This is a genomic window from Streptomyces sp. NPDC018693 (assembly GCF_044391385.1).
Taxonomy (GTDB): Bacteria; Actinomycetota; Actinomycetes; order Streptomycetales; family Streptomycetaceae; genus Streptomyces.
The window spans coordinates 1-21,948 of sequence record NZ_JBIRZZ010000014.1 but is presented as its reverse complement, the minus strand read 5'-3'; the positions used below and the strand labels follow the sequence as shown (position 1 = coordinate 21,948).

Annotated in this window: 20 protein-coding genes; 16 read left to right on the top strand and 4 right to left on the bottom strand. The window is 67.4% G+C overall.

Annotated elements, in window-relative coordinates:
- The first annotated feature begins 358 nt into the window (after positions 1-358).
- Positions 359-1,033, top strand: a complete 675-nt coding sequence (locus tag ACH5AC_RS29555) for a hypothetical protein (protein ID WP_398865255.1) — start codon at positions 359-361, stop codon at positions 1,031-1,033.
- A gap of 75 nt (positions 1,034-1,108) precedes the next feature.
- Here ACH5AC_RS29555 and ACH5AC_RS29550 read toward each other — a convergent pair whose 3' ends face one another.
- Positions 1,109-2,452, bottom strand: coding sequence for a tyrosine-type recombinase/integrase (locus ACH5AC_RS29550; protein WP_398865402.1), 1,344 nt, complete (start codon positions 2,450-2,452; stop codon positions 1,109-1,111).
- A 679-nt stretch (positions 2,453-3,131) separates the two neighbouring features.
- On the opposite strand from ACH5AC_RS29550, the gene ACH5AC_RS29545 reads away from it, so the two are divergent.
- The 6 genes from ACH5AC_RS29545 (at position 3,132) to ACH5AC_RS29520 (ending at position 9,975) form a co-directional block, all read left to right on the top strand.
- Positions 3,132-3,353: a helix-turn-helix transcriptional regulator gene (locus tag ACH5AC_RS29545; protein ID WP_398865254.1), complete on the top strand. Its 222-nt coding sequence runs from the start codon at positions 3,132-3,134 to the stop codon at positions 3,351-3,353.
- A gap of 679 nt (positions 3,354-4,032) precedes the next feature.
- A complete protein-coding gene (locus ACH5AC_RS29540; RefSeq protein ID WP_398865253.1) occupies positions 4,033-5,202 on the top strand; it encodes a DUF3631 domain-containing protein in 1,170 nt (389 codons plus the stop codon).
- Positions 5,203-5,627: 425 nt separating this feature from the next.
- A complete protein-coding gene (locus ACH5AC_RS29535; RefSeq protein WP_398865401.1) occupies positions 5,628-5,999 on the top strand; it encodes a plasmid mobilization protein in 372 nt (123 codons plus the stop codon).
- 4 nt (positions 6,000-6,003) lie between these two features.
- Positions 6,004-7,701: a relaxase/mobilization nuclease domain-containing protein gene (locus ACH5AC_RS29530; RefSeq protein WP_398865252.1), complete on the top strand. Its 1,698-nt coding sequence runs from the start codon at positions 6,004-6,006 to the stop codon at positions 7,699-7,701.
- Between the two features lie 278 nt (positions 7,702-7,979).
- Positions 7,980-9,554, top strand: coding sequence for a hypothetical protein (locus tag ACH5AC_RS29525; RefSeq protein WP_398865251.1), 1,575 nt, complete (start codon positions 7,980-7,982; stop codon positions 9,552-9,554).
- A 25-nt stretch (positions 9,555-9,579) separates the two neighbouring features.
- Entirely contained in the window at positions 9,580-9,975 is a 396-nt protein-coding gene (locus tag ACH5AC_RS29520; RefSeq protein ID WP_398865250.1) for a hypothetical protein, read from the top strand.
- Between the two features lie 18 nt (positions 9,976-9,993).
- Here the strand turns inward: ACH5AC_RS29520 and ACH5AC_RS29515 are convergent, their stop codons facing one another.
- Positions 9,994-10,542, bottom strand: a complete 549-nt coding sequence (locus ACH5AC_RS29515) for a flavoprotein (protein ID WP_398865249.1) — start codon at positions 10,540-10,542, stop codon at positions 9,994-9,996.
- Positions 10,539-11,810 carry a helix-turn-helix domain-containing protein gene (locus ACH5AC_RS29510; RefSeq protein ID WP_398865248.1) on the bottom strand — a complete coding sequence of 424 codons (1,272 nt, stop codon included), beginning with the start codon at positions 11,808-11,810 and terminating at the stop codon, positions 10,539-10,541. The genes ACH5AC_RS29515 and ACH5AC_RS29510 overlap by 4 nt, the downstream gene beginning before the upstream one ends.
- 175 nt (positions 11,811-11,985) lie before the next feature.
- Here ACH5AC_RS29510 and ACH5AC_RS29505 point away from each other — a divergent pair, with 175 nt between their 5' ends.
- The 7 genes from ACH5AC_RS29505 (at position 11,986) to ACH5AC_RS29475 (ending at position 18,275) form a co-directional block, all read left to right on the top strand.
- On the top strand, positions 11,986-12,423 hold the full coding sequence (locus ACH5AC_RS29505; protein ID WP_398865247.1) for an ATP-binding protein: 438 nt from the start codon (positions 11,986-11,988) through the stop codon (positions 12,421-12,423).
- A 2-nt stretch (positions 12,424-12,425) separates the two neighbouring features.
- Positions 12,426-13,745, top strand: coding sequence for a UDP-N-acetylglucosamine 1-carboxyvinyltransferase (locus ACH5AC_RS29500; RefSeq protein ID WP_398865246.1), 1,320 nt, complete (start codon positions 12,426-12,428; stop codon positions 13,743-13,745).
- The gene (locus ACH5AC_RS29495) at positions 13,742-14,971 is read left to right on the top strand and encodes a metallophosphoesterase (RefSeq protein WP_398865245.1); all 1,230 of its coding nucleotides are present in this window, start codon (positions 13,742-13,744) and stop codon (positions 14,969-14,971) included. Before ACH5AC_RS29500 ends, ACH5AC_RS29495 begins: the two co-directional genes overlap by 4 nt.
- Positions 14,968-15,507 (top strand): dCTP deaminase, encoded by a 540-nt coding sequence (dcd, locus tag ACH5AC_RS29490; RefSeq protein ID WP_398865244.1) that lies wholly within the window; start codon positions 14,968-14,970, stop codon positions 15,505-15,507. The genes ACH5AC_RS29495 and dcd overlap by 4 nt, the downstream gene beginning before the upstream one ends.
- The gene (locus ACH5AC_RS29485) at positions 15,504-16,040 is read left to right on the top strand and encodes a dCTP deaminase domain-containing protein (RefSeq protein WP_398865243.1); all 537 of its coding nucleotides are present in this window, start codon (positions 15,504-15,506) and stop codon (positions 16,038-16,040) included. The genes dcd and ACH5AC_RS29485 overlap by 4 nt, the downstream gene beginning before the upstream one ends.
- Positions 16,037-17,134 (top strand): glycosyltransferase family 4 protein, encoded by a 1,098-nt coding sequence (locus ACH5AC_RS29480; RefSeq protein WP_398865242.1) that lies wholly within the window; start codon positions 16,037-16,039, stop codon positions 17,132-17,134. The genes ACH5AC_RS29485 and ACH5AC_RS29480 overlap by 4 nt, the downstream gene beginning before the upstream one ends.
- 88 nt (positions 17,135-17,222) lie before the next feature.
- Positions 17,223-18,275, top strand: coding sequence for a serine hydrolase domain-containing protein (locus ACH5AC_RS29475; protein ID WP_398865241.1), 1,053 nt, complete (start codon positions 17,223-17,225; stop codon positions 18,273-18,275).
- Positions 18,276-18,331: 56 nt separating this feature from the next.
- On the opposite strand, the gene ACH5AC_RS29470 is transcribed toward ACH5AC_RS29475, so the two are convergent.
- The gene (locus ACH5AC_RS29470; protein WP_398865240.1) at positions 18,332-18,547 is read right to left on the bottom strand and encodes a KTSC domain-containing protein; all 216 of its coding nucleotides are present in this window, start codon (positions 18,545-18,547) and stop codon (positions 18,332-18,334) included.
- Positions 18,548-19,075: 528 nt separating this feature from the next.
- Between ACH5AC_RS29470 and ACH5AC_RS29465 the strand changes: the two genes are divergently transcribed.
- Both ACH5AC_RS29465 and ACH5AC_RS29460 read left to right on the top strand, forming a co-directional pair.
- Positions 19,076-20,968, top strand: a complete 1,893-nt coding sequence (locus tag ACH5AC_RS29465) for an ATP-dependent nuclease (RefSeq protein WP_398865239.1) — start codon at positions 19,076-19,078, stop codon at positions 20,966-20,968.
- 469 nt (positions 20,969-21,437) lie between these two features.
- On the top strand, positions 21,438-21,948 hold a 511-nt coding region (locus ACH5AC_RS29460; protein ID WP_398865238.1), incomplete at its 3' end, for a transposase.

Here is a 21,948-nt window from a genome sequence, read left to right as displayed (position 1 = left end):
CGACTTCTCCGACCTTCTCCGACTTGCTCGGACTCCGGTTGCTGGGTGACCTCCTCAGGGTAGGCCAGGGGCTCGGAAGGGGCTGGGGAGGGCGACGGGCCCGACTTCCCTGGGCCCTGCTGATCCACTACCGCGATCGATCTGCTGAGATCATCGGTGATCTGCGAAACTGAGTGCCGATACACACAGCTCTTGAACACACAGCTCTTGCGGGCCGTGATGGTCAGAGACTGCGAAGATCCTGCGGACAGGTGTTTCAGCGCACGTTTCGGCGGGCGGCCGTGGGGGAGGTCACTGACACGATGATCGGGTTGCGCGGCGGGGGCCACGCGTCCTAGAAAAGCAGTCGGGTGGAGATATGCATCGCGGTGGCGGACTGGGCGAGGGGACTGATGACCTGGGTCCTCGACGTGCCCGGCGGGGAAGGCACCGGCGCGACGCGGAGAACAGCGGCGAAGCACGTCAGGCACATGGTGGACCGAGTGGACCGAACGAGCCCGAGCGGATCGATCGGGTCGACCGGATCGACGGGATCGACCGGGTGAACGATGCGCGGGCCGACCGCCTCCGGGCGGGGAGCAGGAATGGTGGTCGGGTGGGGGTGACGTACAAGTACTTCGGCGCGCCGGACGGCGCGACGGCGGCCCGTGTCCCGATCTCGATGCGCCCCGAGGAACTCGGCGGCGACGAGCTCGGTATGAACGGCATGTTCACCAAGATCAAGCCGGAGACCATGGCGGCCATGGTCCTCACCGGCATCGAGGGCGTCCCCCTGCACAAGGTGCCGCCCCTGGAACTGGTCGTCCTGCACCCGGACTACGCGGTCGTGAAGCTCCCCATGACGGTCGTCGACCCCCTCCGCGACATAGGCGAGGAGGCCGTCGGCGCGGCAGCCTTCATCTGGTCGACAGTCCCGGACCGGGGCGGCCCACGGGACGCGTTCAACGTGTACCAGCTGCTGCACGAGTGGCAGGACTTCAGCCACCGGCTGCATGAGGCGGGGCATCAGCCGTACTGCCTTGTGTGGCCCTGATCGGCTCTGAGCTGGGGTTTCTTGCGGGTTGGGCGGGGTCTTCGGGCCTCGCCCTTTTTGGTGCCGGGTGGGCCGTCAGGCGGCCAGGGCACATTGAGGGCACATTGGTTTTGCTGGGGGTGCTGATGCGCCCTGGGTGGCGGGTGGGTCGCCGTCGGCTTCCGCTTCCGCCTCGGCTTCCGTTTCCGTGAAGGCGTCGTCGATCGCCTTGCGGGTGCGGGTCTCGCTCGACGGCAGCAGGTGCGTGTACGTCCGCAGCGTGAATCCCGGGTCCGAGTGGCCGAGGTACTCGGAGAGCGCCTTGATGCTCTCCCCCGCGTCCAAGAGGACGGAGGCGTAGGCGTGCCGGAGGGCGTGCATGCCGTCTTCCGGGGCCGCCTGGAGGTAGCGTGCGCCCCGCTCTCGGGGAGGGATCACGCCAGCGGCGGCCAAGGCGCGCTTCCAGTCGCCCATGTTGAAGACACTGCGGTTGTACGCCCGCTCCTTCGCGTCGACGAAGAGCAGACGGAACGTCTTCGGCTCACCGTCCGGCTTGGCCCAGGGCAGGGTGACCTCGACCGCCGGGAACTCCTTCATGTGGGCCTTGACGGCGACGGCAAGCTGGGCCGGTAGGGGCACCGACCGGATCTTGTTGCCCTTGGGGAGGGCGAAGACGGGCTTCGTGCCGACGAGCCGTACCTGGCGGTTGACGTGGATCCAGCCGCCCTTGAAGTCGATGTCCTCGACTGCGAAGCCGAACACCTCGCCCTGACGCAGGCCGCAGCCGAAGGCGAGCTTGCCGCCGGCCTGGAAACGCTTCGGGAGACCGGCAATGACGGCGCGCACACGCTCCAACGACCAGGGGACGATCTTCTTCTTGGTCGCGGTCGGCAGCTTGACCGACTTGGCCTTGCAGGGGTTCTTCGGCAGCAGCCCGTCCTCCACGGCCATGCCGAGGATGCTGGAGAGGATGTCGAAGATGCCCTCGATCGTCGACACCTCCAGTTCGGCGTCCTGGAGCGTGCGAATCCAACCCTGAATGATCGAGGGCTGGTTGAGGGACCGCAACTCGCGTCGGCCGAGGTGCTCGACGATGTGGTTGCGGACCGTCGCCTCGTAGCGGAGCGCGGTCGTCGGGCCGACGGAGTTCGCATCGAGCCACTTCTGCGCATAGGCGCCGAGCGTCTGCTTGGTCTCGGCCGGGACAACGTAGGAGCCGCGCCGGATCTCGACGTCGACCTCGGCGGCGCGGTTGTCCGCCTCGGCCTTCGTGTGGAAGTTCTCCTTGCGCTGATGGCCGTCCAGGTCGCGGTAACGGACCTGCCAGCGCTTGCCGGTGCCGTGATCGGCGGTAGGGACCATCCGCTTCGTACGGCTCTTGTGCTCGCCGCACTCGGTCTCAGCGGGGTTGGGGTGGGACTTGTGCCAGCGGTCGTACACGTCAGCCAAGAAGGGCCTCCTGGATGAGGTTTGGGGACTGGGGGGTGGCGTGGGTCGCGGCGGTGTGCGTCAGCCACGGGGGCAGCAGGGCTGCGGGAGGAGCGGCGAGCTGGCGCTGGGGCAGGCTGGCACGAGGCGTGGGTGCTCGATGGCGCGGGCAGTGTGGAGGCCGGCTGGGCCTATTTCGACAGGTCGGTTGGGCATGACAAATAGCTGTAACTTACAGTCGACCGTCGTGGCAAGAGTTAGTTCTTAAACTCTCCAAAAGCCCCCCGGAGGCGAAGTGGTGTTCGTCTCGTCGAATTCCGGTACATCACGAGCCGTTTCGGCGGGGAGGTTGTGCTACCTTCCCTTCGCGTCAAATAAGTGGGCGATTTGAGCGGCTATCGGACGCGATGTCTGCTGGGCGAGCCACGCCACTTCTCAGCGCTTGGCGCCGCCTCTGAGCTGCTGAGGTACCGGATTCCGGCACCTCCGCCGGTTGCTTTGCCGCAGAAAATTTCAGCTTCCGCGGGAGCGATTTCGGCAACCGGCGATCCGCCCTTACTGTTTGGTCTTCCCCGGCGATGCCGAGGGAAGTAGCCGGGAGTTTCAGAATTCACTCTGGACGTTTCCCAGGTGGTGTGGCTGTGTTGCCCACCCTGCCATCCAAAACCCTGATTCCGATATGGAGACCTCATTGCCGAACCACTCCCCGCGCCTTGCCGACGCCGAGCGTGACCAGCTCGCCACTCCCGCCGACGTGGCCGCGTACCTCGGGGTGCCGGTCAAGACCCTCTACCAGTGGAAGTACCGGGGCATCGGCCCCAGCGTCCACAAGGTCGGCCGTCACCTGCGCTACCGCTGGCGGGAGGTGGACGCGTGGCTGGATGCCCAGACGTCGTACGACCTCACGGCCTGACCCCACGTCTGGCGCGGACAACGAAGCGGCCCCCGGCGCGCCAACGCCGAGGGCCGAAGACTTCCCAACTGATCGCCCATCCCTGAACGAATGAGCTGGTGAGGGGCGGGACCTTGCCCGCCTCGCCTCTCACCGGAGAGGAACGCCTATGGAGGACCCTACGTCCCCCAGCTCCACGAACACCTCCCCGACCGACTGGCCCACTCCCGCCGTCCCCGGCGAGGGCGTCCCCTGGCGCCGCCAGGATCAGGCGGACACACGGTCCCCGGCGTCGGGAACTGTCGAGCACTCGGCGGATGTGGAAGCACACGGGGACCGTCCCCAGCCGTCTGCAGATGCCGCTGCTGGGGACCGTCCCCGCGACATGCCCGCTGCTCGGTCCCCGCACGTCCCGGTCCCCGTATCGACATCCGGCACAAACCCGCAGGCCAGCGGCGTCAAAATGGGGACCGGTCCCCAACAGGCTGCAGTTGCACCAGGGGACCGCAATGGGGACCGTGATCACGGTCCCCGCCAGTCGCTGGTGACTGACAACCCCGTGGCGGGAGCCGCCCAGCAGGAGGGGACCGGTCCCGTCGACGCACGGGGACGGGAGCACGGGACCGGCTCCCGGCCTCCTCGGGGACCGGCAGACCGTGGGGAAAGGGGTTCCGGTGAGGGTGCGGAACTGCTGGATGAGTTGCGGGCGGCGATCGGCAAGTACGTCGTGCTGCCCAGTGACGAGGCGCTGGCAGCGGTCACCCTGTGGGTGGCGGCCACACACATCCAGAGCGTTCTGCAGCACGCGCCGCGTCTGGCGGTCGTAGGTCCGACGAAGGGCTGCGGTAAGTCCCGTGTTCTGGACGTGCTTCACGAGACCGTTCACCAGCCGATCATGACGGTGAACATGTCCACGGCGGTGCTCTTCCGCATCATCGGCAAGAACCCGCGCACGATCCTGGTGGACGAGGCCGACACCATCTTCAGCAAGGCCGGCGACAACGAGGAACTGCGCGGCCTGCTGAACGCCGGACACCAGCGCAACCGGCCCGCCTGGCGCATCTCCGGCCCGGAGCACAAGCCGACCCCGTATCCGACCTTCGCCATGGCCGCACTGGCCTCGATCGGCGACCTGCCCGACACCATCACAGACCGGGCGGTTGTGCTCCGCATGCAAAAGCGCAAGCCGGGCGAGAAGGTGACCCCGTTCCGCTCGCGCTACGCCACACCGGAGCTGAACGCGCTGCGGGACAAGCTGGCCGCCTGGCTGGGCCCGCTGCGCGGCACGGCCGGCCGCATGGCGCCGACCATGCCGGTGGAGGACCGGGCGGCAGACACCTGGGAACCGCTGGTCATCATCGCCGACCTGGCCGGCGGCCACTGGCCCGCCAGTGCCCGTGCGGCCTGTCTGGCGATGACCCGGTTCGAGGCCGTCCAGGACGAGCAGACGAACCTGAAGACGCGGCTGCTGCGCGACATCCACCGCGTCTTCGAGGCGCACGGTAACCCCGAGGCCCTGTCCTCCCTGGATCTGGTCACCGCCCTGCTTCAGGACCCCGACGCCCCCTGGGCGGAACACAGCACCAACGGGCTCAACGCCTACCACCTGGGCAGAATGCTCCGGGACTTCGACATCCGCCCGGCCAACTACCGGTTCGACAAGGGCAGGCAGGCCAAGGGGTACGCCCGCAACCGGTTCCTCGATAGCTGGGCCCGCCACTGCCCCGACCTCACCGAGACGGCGCCCGCCCCGGCGCACGACGACACGCCCGCGCACTCGCCAGCCCAGGGCAAGCCGCCCGCCGCCCCGGCGGGCCAGCTGCCCATCGGCCCGCCCGGCGGACCCGCCGGCCCCAAACGCGCCCGCTGACCGGCCTCCCCCTGGGTCCGTATCACTGCGTCGCATCCGTCCCCGCGCAGGTCAGCGCGGGGACGGATGTCCTCGTCGGGACGGACATCTCCGTACCTGCCCGAGTGTCCGTACCTGTGCTGACCAGGCATGGGACGGATGCGACGCACGTGACACGTCTCCCGCCCCCTCACCACCGGAGCACCCCCATGCACGAACAGCACCACGAATTCCCCACAGCTCAACAGCGGGCGCACACCACCTCAGCCCCAAACAGCGCAGCAAGTTGTCGGATAAGGAGTCCTTACCCGGCCCCCGCCCCGGGGAAGGCGGAGGCATCCGGCGCCGAGGCGGCACCGGAGTCGTCCGGCCCGGGGGAGCCGACCGAGGGAGGGACCGTCGAGCCGTCGTCGACCGCGCCGCAGACTTCCGCGCCGCGTCGTCGTCTGCGTGACAAGCAGCTGCGTGAGCGCCGCGTTCATCCCCGCTACAGCGACGACGAGTTCGAGCTCGTCCAGAAGGCTGCTGCCCTGAGTCGCATGGCTGCAGGCGGCTACGTCGCCGAGTGCGCGCTCGCTGCCGCCCGCGCCGAGGACCCCACTGCGGCGGTGGCCGACTACCGCGCCATGGTGAAGGCGCTGATGGCTGCCAACGGCCAGCTCGGCAAGGTGGGCAACAACCTCAACCAGCTCACCTGGCACCTCCACCGGGACGGCGCCTGGCCCCACCCCGATACCGTCCAGCGACTCCTGGACCGCGTCGAGGTATCCGTCGCCGAGCTGGACGCCGCTATCGCCCAGGTCATGGAGGGGCGGTGAGCCATTGATACCCAAGATCATCCTCGGTCAGGGCACCACGCGCGGCCTGATCCACTACCTGTACAGCAAAGGTGACGCGAACGAGCACGTCGATCCGCACCTGGTGGCGTCCTGGAACGGCTTCGCCCCCGACCCCGGCCGCAGCCCCCACCGCGACCCCCAAGAGGTGGAGAAGCAGATCGCCGCACAACTCGACCAACCTGTCCGAATGCTCGGTGACCGCGCACCGGAGACCACCTTCTGGCACTGCCCCGTCCGCGCCGCCCCCGACGACCCGATCCTCACCGACGCCCAATGGGCCGAGATCGCCCGCCGGATCGTTGCCGCCGCCGGCATCGCCCCCGATGGGGACGAGGAAGCCTGCCGCTGGGTAGCCGTCCGCCACGCCGACGACCACATCCACATCGCCGCCACCCTCGTACGGCAGGACGGCCGCCGTCCCCAGCGCGACCACGACATGCGCGCCGTGCAGAAGGAGGCCCGCCAGATCGAAACCGACTATGGGCTCCTGCGGTTGAAGGCCGGCGACGGCACCGCTGCCAAGCGTCCCACCAGCAAGGAGCACTTCAAGGCCAAGCGCCTAGGCCAGGACGCCACCGCCCGCGAGGTCCTACGCATGTGGGTGCGCCGCGCGGTCGCCGCCGCGGCCGACGAGGCCCAGTTCTTCTCGCTGCTGGAGGCGACCGGCGTAGACGTGCGCCTCAAGCTCGCTCCCTCTGGCGACGCGCTCGGCTGCAACTTCGCCCTGCCCGGCAACGTGAACGAGGAAGGCAACCCGGTGTGGTTTGCGGGCTCCACCCTCGCCCCTGACCTCTCCCTGCCCAAGATCCGCGAACGCCTCGCCACCTCCAGCCCCGAGCCGGCCACCATCCAGCCTGGCAACCCGTGGCACCAAGCCACCGCCGCCACCGAACGCATTCCCCACCACCTCACGAAAGGCGACGAGCAGACGGCCCAGGGCCAACTCGTCGCGCTCGGCGCGACGCTGGACCTGCTGCCCGTCATGGCACCGACCGCGGCGCGGGCCGAACTCGAACAAGCCGCCGCTGCCTTCGAGCGCGCCCCCCGCTCCCGTATAGCCGCCGGCCTCGACAGCACCCGCGCCCTGCGCCGGAGCATTCAGACCATCTGGCGCGAGAGGCCACAGGACAGTGACGGCACCGGGCTCATCATGCTCTTGGACGCCGCACTCACCGCGGTTGCCTTCGCGCTGCACTGGCACCGCACCCGCCAGCACGCCCAGCAGGAGGCGGCAGCCGAACAGGCCCTCCTCCACCTGCAGACTGCGTACGCGCAGACCGCCGAGCCCGTACTGGTCCGCCTCGCCGGCCGGGCACCCGGCCCGCAGACCAAGCGCCGCTTCGCCCACCACCTTCAGGATGTGGTTCCGGAGCACGCCGAGCGCATCCTCAACGACCCGGCTTGGGACGCACTCGCCACCGTGCTCGCCGAGGCAGAGGCAGCAGGACACAATGCAGCCACCGTCCTCGGCCAAGCGCTGCACCAACGTGCCCTGGACGACGCCCGCAGTCCCGCTCGCGCGCTGACCTGGCGTATCCGCCGCCTCGGCGAGCGCCACGTTCCCGGTCCTTGGGCCCAGGCAGCCAGGGCCCACAGCGCCATGCAACGGCCCAGCGTGCCGGTCCACCCCGCGGCAGCCATTGCTCAGCCACCGCAGGGGTCACCGACACGGCGGCGCTGATCAGGCCCTCAGCGAGCCAACGCCTCGTATGCAAATTGGCTTCGGACTAGAGGCGCCTTTCGGTCAATATTCAACTGGGACGACATCATGCACGGCTTGTGCGGGTTTGCGGTATGGCCGCACTCGCCGTGCACGTGGACGATGCCCCTTTGTGCCTGCCGAGATGTCATCCCGGTTGGTTCGCTGGACACGGGGGTGGGGAGTTGGCGTTCGCAGAGCATCAGTCCGTCTTTTCGGCGCCTGCGGTACCGCTGGGGACCGCGGATGTCGCCGGAGACGTGATCCGTCACGGCGTGTACACCGAAGGCGTCACCCGCCGGTTGAGTGCCACCGCCTTCGCCCGCACGGACTGGCTGGCCGTGCTCCGTGCCCAACTCGCAGACCTGTGGAAGAAGCTGAAGGCAGCCGTGCGGAAACGTCTGCGGTGGCTGTTTCCCGCGAAGGAAGAAGAGAAGTCCGCTGACGCGTCCGAGCCGACGCCTCCATCGGTCGTGCTGGGCGAGGACTATGCGCTCTGGGTCCGGCGACGCATCAAGAAGTCGGCGCGGCCGGTGCCGGTCTACGGATTCCACCAGGAACCCGTCATCCACGCCAGCGACCGTGCCATCCGCCACATGCGAAGACGACGAATAGCTGTCACTGCGGTGATCGCGCTCGTCGCCTGGCAGGCGATCAGCGGAGTTCTGACGGCGGGTTGGGCAGCTCTGGTCCTGCTGGGCGGCGTGTGGGGCGTCTATGTGGTCGAACGCTGCCTGGCACAGGTGCGGTTCAACGCCCTGCTGGCCGGAGAACTGCATGCACCCACACCGTCCGTGCAAGCTCACGCTCTGCCGTACCTCTACGAGCGTCGACGAAGCGGTGACCGGCACCGATTTCTAGGGGCAGGTCTCCAGGCATGGCACGAGGCGGTCATCGGCATCGACGTCGAGCCCGCGCCCGAGGGCCAAGACGAGGACGACGACATCTCCGGGCCACCTCCAGGATTCGCCTCACCGGCGCAAAGCACAGGCCAGCCCGACATGGCCGAGGTGGCCAAGGCTGTCCTGGAGGCGCTGGCCAAGCACAACAAGCCGGTGGCCCGCAAGCCGCTGAAGCATTTCACCGTCGCCCAGTTGCACGCCCATGTCGCACGCCGTCTAGACGACCCGGCACCCGCTCACCACCGCGAACACCCCATCCCACGCATGGAGGTCATCGGGATCGCCGGCATCCACTACAACCGGTGGGACGAGATCGACGACGACACATGGCGCAGCCTGCACACCCTCGCCGTGGACAGCTTCGGCGACAAGCCCGTCGAGGAGATCGCCCGCCGCTACATCTGGGCCCGCGTCACCGCCTGGAACGGCGACCTCATCGCCGCCATACTCGTCCACTTCGCCTACCAGGGCGGCTTCCTGCGCGTCACCGTTCGCCCGCACATCATGGGTCCGCTGAACCCGAAGGTGGCCGGACTCAAGTCCGCCGACCCCCGCAACCTGAAGTGGCTCACCCGCACGGCGTTCAATGCTCTCGGTGACGTCTACGTCGGACTCGACCGGCTCATACGCCGCAAGCCGCGTAAGCGCCCCGAACTCGATCCCGGCAGCGGACCGGTCAGTCTTCGCGAGGTCTACAGCGTCCGCTGGCTTGAGGACATGCACATGAACGACGACGCCCGCTACTACGTGCAGATGATGCAGCGCCGCGTCTTCGACTCCACCGAAATCTTCCTGCGCGGCCACAACGTCGACATCGCCGCCTACCAGCAACAGGCCACCGCGATCTACAACTTCGGTGTCATGAACGGCGGCACCATGACCGGCCCCGTACAGGCCACGCCGTTCTCCGCCAACCCTTCCATGACGAACTGACCCACGAGCCCGCCAGGAGCCCCGCATGGCCATCCGCCGCCAACCCGACCCGGTCCCCAACGGTCCCAACTTCGGGATCATCAACAACGGCGACATGACCGGGCCCGCCCAGGCCGCCCCGTTCTCCCAGAACGCCACCCAGACCAACAACATCACCAACGAAGCCGTCGACAAAGCCCGCGAAAGCATCGAGGACCTCCGGCGACGCCTGGAAGGTCTGCGCGGCCAGTACCCCGAAGCAGACGCCGCCCTGCGCGACCTCAACATGATCACGCCGCGCCTCGACGAACCCGAACGCGAGCCCGGCACGGTGCGCTACATGCTCCAGAACCTCGTCGAACGCTGCGGCGGCATCCCCAACCTCCTCGGCGCCGCCCAGCTCGTCCAATCCACGGTCCTGGCTCTGCTTCCCAGCTCCTGACCAAGTCGCCCCTCAGGGTCAACCAGGGAGCCTGGGCTCCAGCAGCTCCAAGGCTTCTTCCCAACGGAAGCGATCTGCGCCGCCGCCCGCCTTGGGTCGATGCGGCTCGTAGCTGCCGATCCGAACATCCATCTCGCGCAGCTGGTCCAGGCTTCGGCGGTAGGCGGGATGGGCTGCCTGGGCCGTGTTCAAATATGGCAGGACGGCCGTGGGGATGCCCATGCCGTACGCCTCGCACAGAACGCCCAGGGCAAGGGTGTCGGAGATCCCGGCAGCCCACTTGTTGACCGTGTTGAAGGTGGCCGGCGCGACCGCGATGGCGTCCGCAGGTGGCAGGGGTCGGGCCTCGCCCGGCGTACGCCAGGCCGAGCGGATCGGATAGCCGGTCTGGGCTTCGATCGCCTCGGTGTCGAGGAAGCCCAGACCCTGCGGGGTGGCGATCACACCGACGTCCCAGTGCCGTTCCTGCCCGGCGGCGATCAGCCTGTCGACGTCGCCGGCGATGCCGCAGGCGCACACGACGACGTAGAGGAACGGCTTCTTCTCCGGGGCGTTCGGCTCAGTCACGCAGGGACTCCCAGTTGGCGGCTGAAGTGGTGCAGTTCCGGCAGGGTATGGCCGCGGTCGCGTGCGGCCATGTCGGCGACCAGGTCGCGGACGGCGGGGCGCCGCACGTCCTGGGCGGCACAGGTCTCGGCAATACGGAGGGCTTGGTAGCCGTCGGCGAGGCGGCCCTGCTGACTGTAGGCACGAGCCGCCTCCACCCAGAGGGCGGCACGGCGCTCGGGCACAGGGATGTGTCGACGCATGAGGGGGCGAGCCGCTTGAAGGGCGAGCCCGGAGTCGCCGAAGGCCACTAGGGCGCTGAGCTCGTGGAGGGCGACGTTCGTGGGGCTGAAGTTTGCCCAGGCGTCCGGCCGGTCGAGCGAGACGTAGCGTGCGACCTCTTTGGCCTCGGAGAGGAACTCTTCGGTGGCCACGCGATCACCTCGACCACTGGCTGCGGTCACGCCACGCAGCAACAACAGCCCTACGGCGGCCAGGTACTTCGGGGATCTACGGTCGTAGGATCCGGTGAGCTGGTCGGCTGTGTGCCGGACGAGGGTGACGGCTTGGGCGGTGTGCTTCTCGCGGGCCAGGACGTGGGCCTGGACGCGGACGCTAGAGGCGAGGACCACGGGGTCGCCGGAGCGTTCGGCCTCGGCCATCGCGCGGCCGACGGCGAGCCAGGCGTTGCCCTGATCGTGCTGCTTGAGCAGGAGGCTGGTCGAGGTCTGGTACGTGGTGGCAAGCAGGGCGGAGAGCACATCGCTGTCTGCCGCATCACTGGAAGCCAGCCTCAGATCAGCGATCAGGCCGGGCAGGCTTCGTTCCAATTCCGCGTAGTCGCAGGTGTAGAAGAGCCTGCGGGCAGCGCCGACCCGTTCACGGAGGACCGCCATGTCCAACGGAGCACCGGAGGTCGTCGGGCTCAGGCCAGGCAGGAGAGCTTGCACCAGGTCGTCGTGGGTGGCAGCGGAGGTGGCTGGGGTCGCGAGGGCGGCGATGCTCGCGGTGAGGAAGGTACGGCGGTGCATGTCTTCATCTTCGGGGTGGGTGGCGGAGGCGTCGGGAGCAGTGGCGAGGCCCAACTGCTGAGGTGGGATCTTGAGTTCCTGCGCGACGGCACGCAGGACGCGAATGTCCTCTGTGCCCCGGCCACCTTCCAGGCGACTGACCTTGGACTGGTGGTAGCCGAGCGCGGCAGCGACGTCCTTCTGCGAGCGTCGCTGTAACACCCTTGCCTGACGGATCACTTCACCGATCCGTCTCGCTTCGCTGTGTGCATCGGCCATCTGCCACGGCCCCTTCCGCCGCCGCCGATCCTGCCTGTTCAACCGAGCGTAGATCAGTCGTACTTCACCGTGATGCAGCTCCTGCATAACCGATGCAGCGCCAGCACCTGGGCTAACCACTCGCCGCGATCAGCTGCTTGCGTGAAGTGGCCGCACCAACCTCGGGAGGCCGCTCATGGCAGCGCACCAGCTCAACCTGTCCCTACCCGCTACCCCCACCGCGGTCGCCTCCGCCCGGCACCAGGCCGCAGGGGCGATACAGGGCTGGCAAGCGGATCTGGACGACGAAGCGGTGCACACAGCCGAGCTGGTGATCAGCGAGCTCGTCACCAACGCCGTCCGGTACGCCGACTGCGGTGAGGTCTCCTTGGAGGTGCGGCTCATCAAGGCCGTTCTGCGCGTCGAGGTGTGCGACTCCAGTCCGGTGCTGCCTCGGCCCGACTTCCCGGACGAGCACAGCGAGAACGGCCGGGGCCTGTTCCTCGTCGCCGCTCTCACCGACCGATACGGCGCCGAACCGACGCCCACGGGCAAACGGTGCTGGGCCGAGATCGCGCTGTCCACCGGCGCGGACCACGTGATCGCCGTCTCCCTGCCCTCCCAAAGGAGTTGATGATGCCCACCATCCGCACCCCGGCCGTCGCAGCCGAGGTGATCGCCGTACGCCCCGGTCCCCCGCTCTCCGGCACCGTCGCCGTGGACGGATCGAAGAACGCCGCTCTGCCCCTGCTGGCTGCCGCGGCAGCCCTCGGCCGCCCGGTGCGACTGGGCAACATCCCGGCGAACACAGACGTCCAGATCATGCAGGCGCTGTTGCAGCAGGCGGGCTGGCACGTCGCACACCCGGCGGGTGAGCCGACGACCGCAGTGGTCCTGCCGACGGAGAGCCAGCGCACACATCCCGACCTGGCTCAGGCCGCCCACATCCGCGCGTCGTACTACCTGGTGTCTGCCCTGCTCGCCCGCCACGGTGAGGCCCGGCTGCCCTGGCCGGGAGGCTGCCGGATCGGCGCCCGCGGGATGGAACTGCACTTCAAGGTCTACGAGGCGTTCGGCGACCGGAGCGCATTAGACGACTCCGGCTACCGCGTCGAGGCCGTCACGCCGCACGCCGGCACGGTCTCGCTGGTGCTGCCGTTCCGCTCCCGTGGGGCCACGGTGGCCGCCGTCCTCCGTGCCGTGACGACCGGTCGCCCGTTGCGACTGGGGGGCCCAAATCTCTCACCGGAGGTCCTGTGCGTGCTGGACGCGCTGGACGCTGTGGGCTGGGAGATCCGGGTCGGCGAGGATGTTCTGACACTCTCGCCACCGTCTTCCGGGCAGGGTAACGCCGCGGTGTGGGAGGTACCCGGAGACAAGATCGAGGCCGGCACCCTGGCCTGCGCCGTCGCCGCCACGCGTGGCGAAGCATGCATCAGGGGCGTAGGCGGCAGGGATGTGGAGCCACTGGTCTTGGCTCTCACGCAGTTGGGCATTCCTGCCGACGTCGAGGGCGGTGCGCTCTCTGTCCGCGCTCAGGACTCGAAGTCGGCAGGGCGCCCTCTCCGCGCCATCGCCTCCCTCAGCCCGGGCGGCCTGGACGCCGACTTCGAACCGCCCCTCATGGCACTCGCCCTCGGCCTGCCCGGCACCCACCTCTTCGCCGACGCGATCAATCCCGGCCGTCACGGCAACCTGCTGCCCCAACTGGCCCGCCTCGGAGCCGGCATCGAGGAGATCTCCCCCACCGAATGCCGTCTGACCGGCCCCCAGCGACTGAACGGGGCGGGCGTGGAGGCAACCGACATCCGCACCGGCTCCGCCCTCATGGTCGCCGGCCTCACCGCCCGAGGCGTCACCACCGTCGGCGGCCTCGACCAACTCCGCCGTGGGCACGCCGACCTCCCCGGCAAGCTCCTTGCGCTGGGTGCCGACATCTGCGAGGTCACCCCATGACCGCCACCCGCACCCTGCGCCAGATCGTGGCCACCACCGACGTCCACTCCACCCTCGACCACGCCGCCCCGTTCCTGACCCACCTCCACGTTCTCCGCCCGACCTCGCTCGTCGTGGACTGCGGCGACTTCTTCGAAGGCTCGGGCTACTACCGTCTCGCCCACGGCGCCATCGAGCGCAAGATCCTGCTCAAGCTGTACGACGTCCTGGCGCCCGGCAACCACGGGTGGCCGCACCACTTCGAACCCGACCTCCACTGCCTCACCGTCTGCGCCAACGCCGTCCGTGCCGACACAGGCGACACGCTCTTCCGCCGCGTGCGGGTCGTCGAGATCGACGGCCGACGCGTCGGCGTCACCGCGGTGATCGGTCGGCAGGCTTTCCACTCGATTCCCGTCGGCCAGCGCGCCGAACACCGCGTCACCGATCCTGTCAAGGCGCTGCGCGAGCTGATGCTCGCCCACCACCATGAGGTGGACAGCTGGATCCTGCTCAGCCACTCCGGGTTCGACGAGGACCTCCAGCTGGCGGCTGCATGCCCCTTTCTAGACGTGATCTTCGCCGGGCACTGCCACAGCGATCAATCCGGCCCAGCTCGGGTGGGCGACACGCTCATCGTCAAAGGACGGGAACTCGCCGACGGGTACGCGGTTGCCACGCCGATCGGGCCGGGCTGGGGCGCCGGCACCACTCGCTTCCCGGACCGGAAACCAACCGCTGTTCCAGCCGAACTGTCAGAGGCGATCAAGGAGATCGGCAGAGTCGGGAAGGAGTTGGCAAGCGGCCTCAGGCCCGTCGCCCGGGCGTATCGCCACCAGACACCCGATCGCCGCGGCCTGCTCCTCGACCTGGCCACGCGTCTGCGGAGCGGACTCGGCGTCGACGCGGTCATTCTCAACCACACCTCGCTGCGGCCTGTCCCGCTCGGCGACATCCTCACGCTGGGCAATCTGCTCGCCATCGAGCCCTTCGACAACCAGCTCGTCCACGCCCGTATCCCAGAACACTTCGGGCCGGACGTTCACGGCCTGTTGACCTCCCTCACGGAACAGGCCGGTCCTCTCGTCACGTCGCCGGACCCGTTGCCGGACGGCATCACCACCGTGCTGACCACCGACTACCTCGCAGACAACTACCTGGCCGGCCGCTCACACGCAGCAGGGCTGCTCCTCAGCCAGGCCCTCAAGCACGTCCTCACTGCGCCCGCCGACGGAGGCACGCAATGATCCTCACCGGCCCCGAAATCACGGCCGCCGCCCAGGACGGCCGCCTGCGGATCACACCCTTCGCCTCCGACCAGGTCAACCCCAACAGCTACAACGTCCGCCTCGGCCCGATCCTGCTCACCTACACCGCCGACGTCCTGGACGCCCACCATCCGAACGCGACCACCGAGTGCACGATCGGACCGGACGGGTACGTCCTCCAACCCGGTGAGCTCTACCTCGGCCACACCCTCGAAGAGGTCGGCTCCGACGTCTTCGTCCCGCTGCTGTTCGGTCGGTCTTCCGTCGGACGGCTCGGCCTCTTCGTGGAGATCACCGCCCCTATCGGGGACATCGGCTTCCACGGCCAATGGACCCTGATGCTCACACCGATCCGCCCCCTACGCGTCTACTCGGGCATGCGGATCGGACAGATCATGTTCTTCGCCTCCGCCGGCCCCATCTCGCCATACGCAGGCAAGTACCAGGCTGCGACCGGCCCGCAGCCCTCCGCCTACTGGCGCGACGTGACCAAGCTCCGGGCGGTGGCCTCGTGATCCTCACCGGACTCGCGATCGCCGCCGCTCAAGCCGCCGGTGAGATCGTGATCGAACCGTATGATCCGGCCCGCCTCTCTCCCAACGCCTACGACTGGCGCCTCGGCGACACCCTGCGCATCTGCGACGCCGATCTGGACGCGGCCTCTCCGACTCCGTACACCGAGACCGCCATCCCGGACTCCGGATATGTCCTGCACCCCGGCGTGCTCTACCTCGGCATCACCCACGAGATGACCGGATCGGAGACGTACGCCCAATTCCTCAACGGCGACCGCACCATCGGCGCGCTTGGCATCTGGGTCCATGTCTCCGCCCCGCTCGGGCATCAAGGCCACGCCATCCGCTGGACCCTGGAGATCCGCGCCGCCAGACCGGTCCGCGTCTATCCACGGATGACCTTCGGCAAGCTCGTCTTCCTCCACAGCCTCGGCACCCCGGCCAGCTACCAACAGCACGGCCTCAAGTACACCGCGACCGCAGGCATCGACATCTCGCGCCTCTACGAAGAGCTCGCCGGAGGTGCCACGTGAGTCCACGGGTAGCGACCGTCCTCGACCTGCCCTTCGGCAGCGCCGGCGGCAGCGTCGAGCTCTTCCTCGACCTCTACACCGGCAAGAACCCACCGATCCCGGCCTGCGCCTTCATGCTCGCCCCGCAGGCGCCTCCACCCCACCCACCTGCGGGACTGGGGCTGGTGACCGTGCCCGGTAAATGCCTCTCCGGGCCCCCTTTCACGTCATATGTCAACGCGTTGCGCCGAGCCCTGACGCAAGGCGTCGACCCGTCCAGCGTCGATGTCCTCCACCTCCAACACCTTGCCTTCGGCGGAACCCCAGCCCTGATCCGCGCCCTACCCGCACACCCTCGCATCGCGCTCGTCCACGGCACCGACCTGCTATTCGCCGAAGCCCACCGCGACCAGCTGCGTGTCCTGCAGGAAACCGCGCGTCTCGCTGACGCCATCGTCGTCCCGACCGGCGCCATGGCGGATCGGCTCCTCCAGCTCGCGCCCACCACGGAGCGCAGGAAGATCGCAGAGATTCCCTGGGGCATCCCCGACCACCTGCTCACCACCCCACCGCCGCGCCCGGCCCGCCGACCGACCGGACACCTCCGGCTGCTCTACGCGGGACGCCTCACCGCTGAGAAGGGCATCGAGGCACTCCTGCGCGCGATGCCCGTAGCCCAAGCCGTTGAACTGAGCATCGCGGCGCCTCGTCACCAGTTCCATGGGCTGACCCCACTTCTGCGCCGGCTCAAGGTCCACGTCCGCTATCTCGGCTGGCTCAGCCGTCCACAGCTGTGGAGAGCCTTCGCCGACCACGACGTCCTCGTCATGCCGTCGACCACCCTCGAAGCCATGGGCCTGGTCGCTCTCGAAGCCCAAGCCTGCGGACTACCGGTCGTCTACCAGCCCGTTCCAGGGCTGAGCGACACCCTCGCCGCAACCGGCCTGGCCACCGACTTCACCAACCCAGCCACCCTCGCCCAGGACCTCAGCCGACTCCGCTGCGCACCCGGCCTGTTGGCGGCCCTCCAAACTGCGGGCCGCACCAACGCCGCTCGCTACCCCCTGAAGGCCACCGCCGCTGCCCTGGCCGACCTCGGCAAACAGCTCATCTGACCTGTTCGTGCCGCAGCCGGTTCCGTACCAGCCCCCTCACTACGCTGACCACCGGGACATCTCACGGCCCACGATCGATCGGGAGACCATGACGCTCGACCTCGACACCGACCGCATCCACCGACTCCTCCACGACGGTGCACGCGACAAGATCTACCCGGGCGCCGTGTGGGCCGTCGGTGACAGCCGAGGAACCCATGCCAGCGGCAGCACAGGCGTCCTGGATCCCGAGCGGCCCGACGAGCCGATGCGTAGTGACACCGTCTTCGACGTCGCCAGCCTGACCAAGATCCTCGCTGTGTGGTCGACCATCGGCTGTCTCGTCGAGGACGGCAAGCTCCAACTCGACGCACCACTGGGCGACTTGTGGACGGAAGTGAGCGGACATCCACTGGCTCAGGTGACCGCACGCCGCCTACTCACCCACACCGCCGGCGTCCCGCTCCGGGCCAACCTCAAGAACCTGTACGGCACCGACCAGCAGGACGTCCGGGACGGCGTCCTCCGTGAAGCCCTGCACCGGCCGCCTGGTGAGGCCGTGGAATACACCGACCGCGCCGCCCTCATCCTCGGCTACCTGGCCGAGCACCTCTCCGGTCAGCGGCTCGACGCGCTCGCAGCCGAACGCGTCTGGCGCCCGCTGGGCATGGCACAGACCTGCTTCGGGCCGTTGAGCCCCGATGTGGCCGCCCGCTGCGCACCGACCGAACTCGACGACGGCACAGGAACCCATCTCAAGGGAACCGCCCACGACTTCTCCGCCCGTCTGCTCGACGGGGTGTGCGGCATCGCGGGGGCCTTCTCCGTCCTCGACGACCTCGCCGCGTTCCTGCGCTACCTCCTCGATCCCAACCAGCCCAACACATCACCCGGATTCAGCGCGGACTGGATCAAGGAATCCCTGCAGATCCACACCGGTGAACTGGCGCCGCCCCGCGGCCTGTTCTGGCACCCCGCACCAGGCACGACGCCGGAAGCCGACGACGTCTGGGTGCATTACGGCTTCACAGGCACCGGCATGTGGCTCTCCCCCAGGAAGGACCGCTGGGCAGCTCTGCTCACCAACAAGCTCTACTACAGCCGGGACCGCGAACCACTCACCCGAGTCCGCAACGAGTTCCGCTCACTCGTCTTCGCCTGACCAAGGCCGCAGCGACTTGGAACTTGACCGAGCGTCAACTCCGTAAGGGCAGGACGTCAAGCGATTCTCGCTACCGGGTAACCCGCCTTCTTTACGAAGGCGTCAAGGTATCTCCCCTTACTGGCTGCGCTCATCAATCCGCTGTAAACGGCCTCGGGTACGCCCGCGTACTGATAGACCGATCCATTCTTAAACTGAACTTCGAGTGCCCTAGAGTTCGACTCATAGCCGACGGACACCAGATTGGTGGAAGTGACAGATATTCGCTGCATGGAATCTCCCTTAGAGTCGGCGCCGGTCGAGGCGAGACAAGTCACTTCTGCCTGAACCCCCGTCGCACGAAAAGGCAGCCTAGGCCACAGAGACGAGGAGCTCCGAACAGACGCAAGCCAAGGAGCAATATCGATCAACCTCTGTCAGAATCGGTCACTGTGACGGAACTTCACCAAGAAGTGACCTCCGCAGCGGGACGCCGGTCCTCCGGCACACCAGTCGGAGACTCCAAGTCATCGACGCTCAAGGTTCCTCGGCCAGGTCAGCACCACCCACCTCCAACGCGAACCACCCACTGAGCTCGCTGGGCCCGTCCACGGCGCGGATGCACTCCCCCCTCGCCAACAGGACAGAATGAGCCACGGAATGCGAGATGAGCGACGGGATCGGATCGGCACTCACACGAGGGGCCACGGCGCCCTAGGATGGGGGCTCCGAGACGCTTGGTGCTGCAGTGCATGCCGTTGGCGTCTACCGACGCTGTCACCACGGTTGACAGCACGAGGGTGCGGAGCGATCGACCAGCGGTGTACCTCAAGAATTTCTCGGTGAACGGTTTCCGGTCGCTCCGGGACGTTTCCAACATCCCGGTAAGCAAGCCGACCATCCTGGCTGGGCACAATGACGGCGGTAAGAGTGCCCTGCTGGATGCCCTCAGCCTTCTCGTCGGAACCCGCACCATGGTTCCCGACGACCGTAGCTATATTCGCAGCACGGATTCCGAAGACGAGGACGCCTTCGAGCGCTGCACCGAAACGGTCGTCGTTGGCGAGTTCACTCTGGACGGCTGGGAGCAGCAAGAGTTCGACTTGCCCTCTGAAGTGCGCCTGCGGCGCAGGATTGACGCCGCCCTAGACTCATCGTTGGAGATCTGGAGCTCCCTACCAAACGATGACCGCCTAGCGGACCTTGCTCAGTACTTGCTGCCGGAACTCAAAGAACTCGCTGCCGAGTTCGACATCAAGCCGGACAACCCGAAGCCGAAGAAAGCAGACTTTGAGAAGTGCTTGCGCGACTATGGCCGCAAGCACTCAGACACACAGGGCTGGTTGTCGGCTCCATCCGGTCTGCAGCGACGCATGCCCAGGATCCTGATCTTCGACGGAAAGGCAGCTCGCCCAGATGATGCGGTAAAGACCGCACTCAGTGGAAAATTCCAGGCGCACATGGCAGATGCCTCCCTGCAGGGGAAGCTGCAGGCAGTCGAGGACGAGGTCAAAGAGCGTCTGCGCATCGACGCCAAGTCACTTTGCGACCACATCAAGGAGCGCTGTCCGGATCTCGCCGAGGTGTTCGTAGAGCCCGATGTCTCCTTCCAGCGTGGGTTCAACGGTGCCCCTCTCCGCATTAGTCGGGTAAAGGGTGCTTCAGTTGGCCTGGACCGCTCGGGCCTGGGCAGCAACCGCCGGGTTTCGCTTGCCGTATGGGAGTGGACCAGCGAGCTCCTAGCAGACGAAGAGGCTGAAGCAAACGCAAACACCTCAGATACACACGGGGAGCAGGACAGCGAGAACGAACCGCCGCCGGTTCAGACGATCGTCATCTACGACGAACCTGACACGCACCTCGACTACCACCACCAGCGCAAGGTGATGGGCCTGATCCGCAAACAAGCCGCGATCCCGCACGTCGGCGTGATGGTCGCCACCCATTCCATGAACCTGATCGATGGCGTCGACATCTCTGACGTTGTCCACCTCAAATTGGAGAATCTACGCACCATCGCCGAGCGCATCGGAGCGGATGAGCTCGGTGAAGCCATCGATCTACATCTTGGCAAGATTGCGGCAGCTCTGGGACTCCGCAACTCGGTTCTTCTGCACGAACGTTGCTTTCTGGCAGTGGAAGGTGAAACCGAGCAGCGCGCTTTCCCCCTCCTCTTCCGCCTCTGCGAAGGGCTCTCGCTGCAGGCAGCCGGTGTTGCTCTTTGGGCTTGCTTCAACAACGAAGGGGCCCTACACCTAGCTCGGTACTTGGTCAAACAAGGGCGGACCGTACTGCTCGTAGTCGACGCTGACAGCAGAACGCTCCCGAAAAGCATCTTCAAGGACCAAAAACTCCGCGAGCACTTTGGACCCAACGTTGCCGACTATGTGAAGTTCATCGGCGAGACCGATGACGCCGGATCCGTTGATGTACCCGAGCTCGAAGCGCTGTTCGGCGACGACCTCTGGGCCTCTGTCGCGAACGACGCGTGGCCCAGGAACGAAGGAGTGTGGACACCAGGAGACTTTGCCGCGCTGAGGAGCGAAAAGAAGTTCAGTGCGGCCGTGGAAGAGATGCTGCAGACGGGCAGTGACGTGGGCCCTGGAGGGAAGCCGGACATGATGTACCGGTTCGCCTTGGCGTTGAAGGACGCTGAACAGGTCCCGGAACAGCTTCGACAGGCTTTCGCGCAGGTCAGGAAGCTAGCCGAGTAGCGGCCCCTGCCGGGCCCGCCTCTTGGGACCCGGCAGCACTGCGTCGTCGAGCGATCATCCGCTCCTTGCGCTGTTTCAACGTCGGCGCCTCCCATTTGTGCCACCCAACCGGCAGCTTCCACCGCTGCATGTGTTCACGCTCATCCACTCCACACCAGCGACATCCACTGGGGGCGGGAAAGAGCAGGCCAGAGCCCTTGTGCGGCATGGACATCATCCCTCCCTCACTTACCCCCATTGTTCCCCCACCCACTGACATCAGCCCTCGGTCGACGACCAAATCGGGCAAGCACCACTCGGCGCCTCCACCCCGTCGCATAGCCGATGCCACACCTGGTTGCGTCCTGGGAAGTGGTGTACGGGTTCGACCTGATCCGGGGGTTTGCTCCGGCATCGGGCTGATGCCCGCATAGACGAACGGCCACCGGCTGATCTTCGAAGTGTCGAAGCCTCGAAGGAGATCAGCACGATGACCGCACCTGACAGTCTGCCCCTGCACGTCCTCGCCGAGAACAACCTCGCCACGGCGAGTCCCGATCTGCTGCGCGCGATGATCAAGACGTTCGCCGACGCGCTCATGTCCGCCGAGGCCGACGCCCTCTGCAACGCCGAATACGGGCAGGTCAGCGACGAACGCGTCAACCACCGCAACGGATATCGCCCGCGCGAATGGGACACCAGGGCCGGAACTGTCGAGCTGGCCGTCCCCAAGCTGAGGCAGGGCAGCTACTTCCCGCACTGGCTCCTCGAGCGTCGCCGCCGGGCCGAGCAGGCCCTGATCTCGGTGGTCGCCACCGCCTACCTGCTCGGCGTCTCCACCCGCCGGGTCGAGAAGCTCGCCGAGTCCCTCGGCGTCACCCAGCTGTCGAAGTCCCAGGTCAGCGCGATGGCCAAGCACCTGGACGAACAGGTCACCGCGTTCCGCAACCGGCCCCTGGACGCCGGCCCGTACTCGTTCGTCTGGGTCGACGCGCTCACGC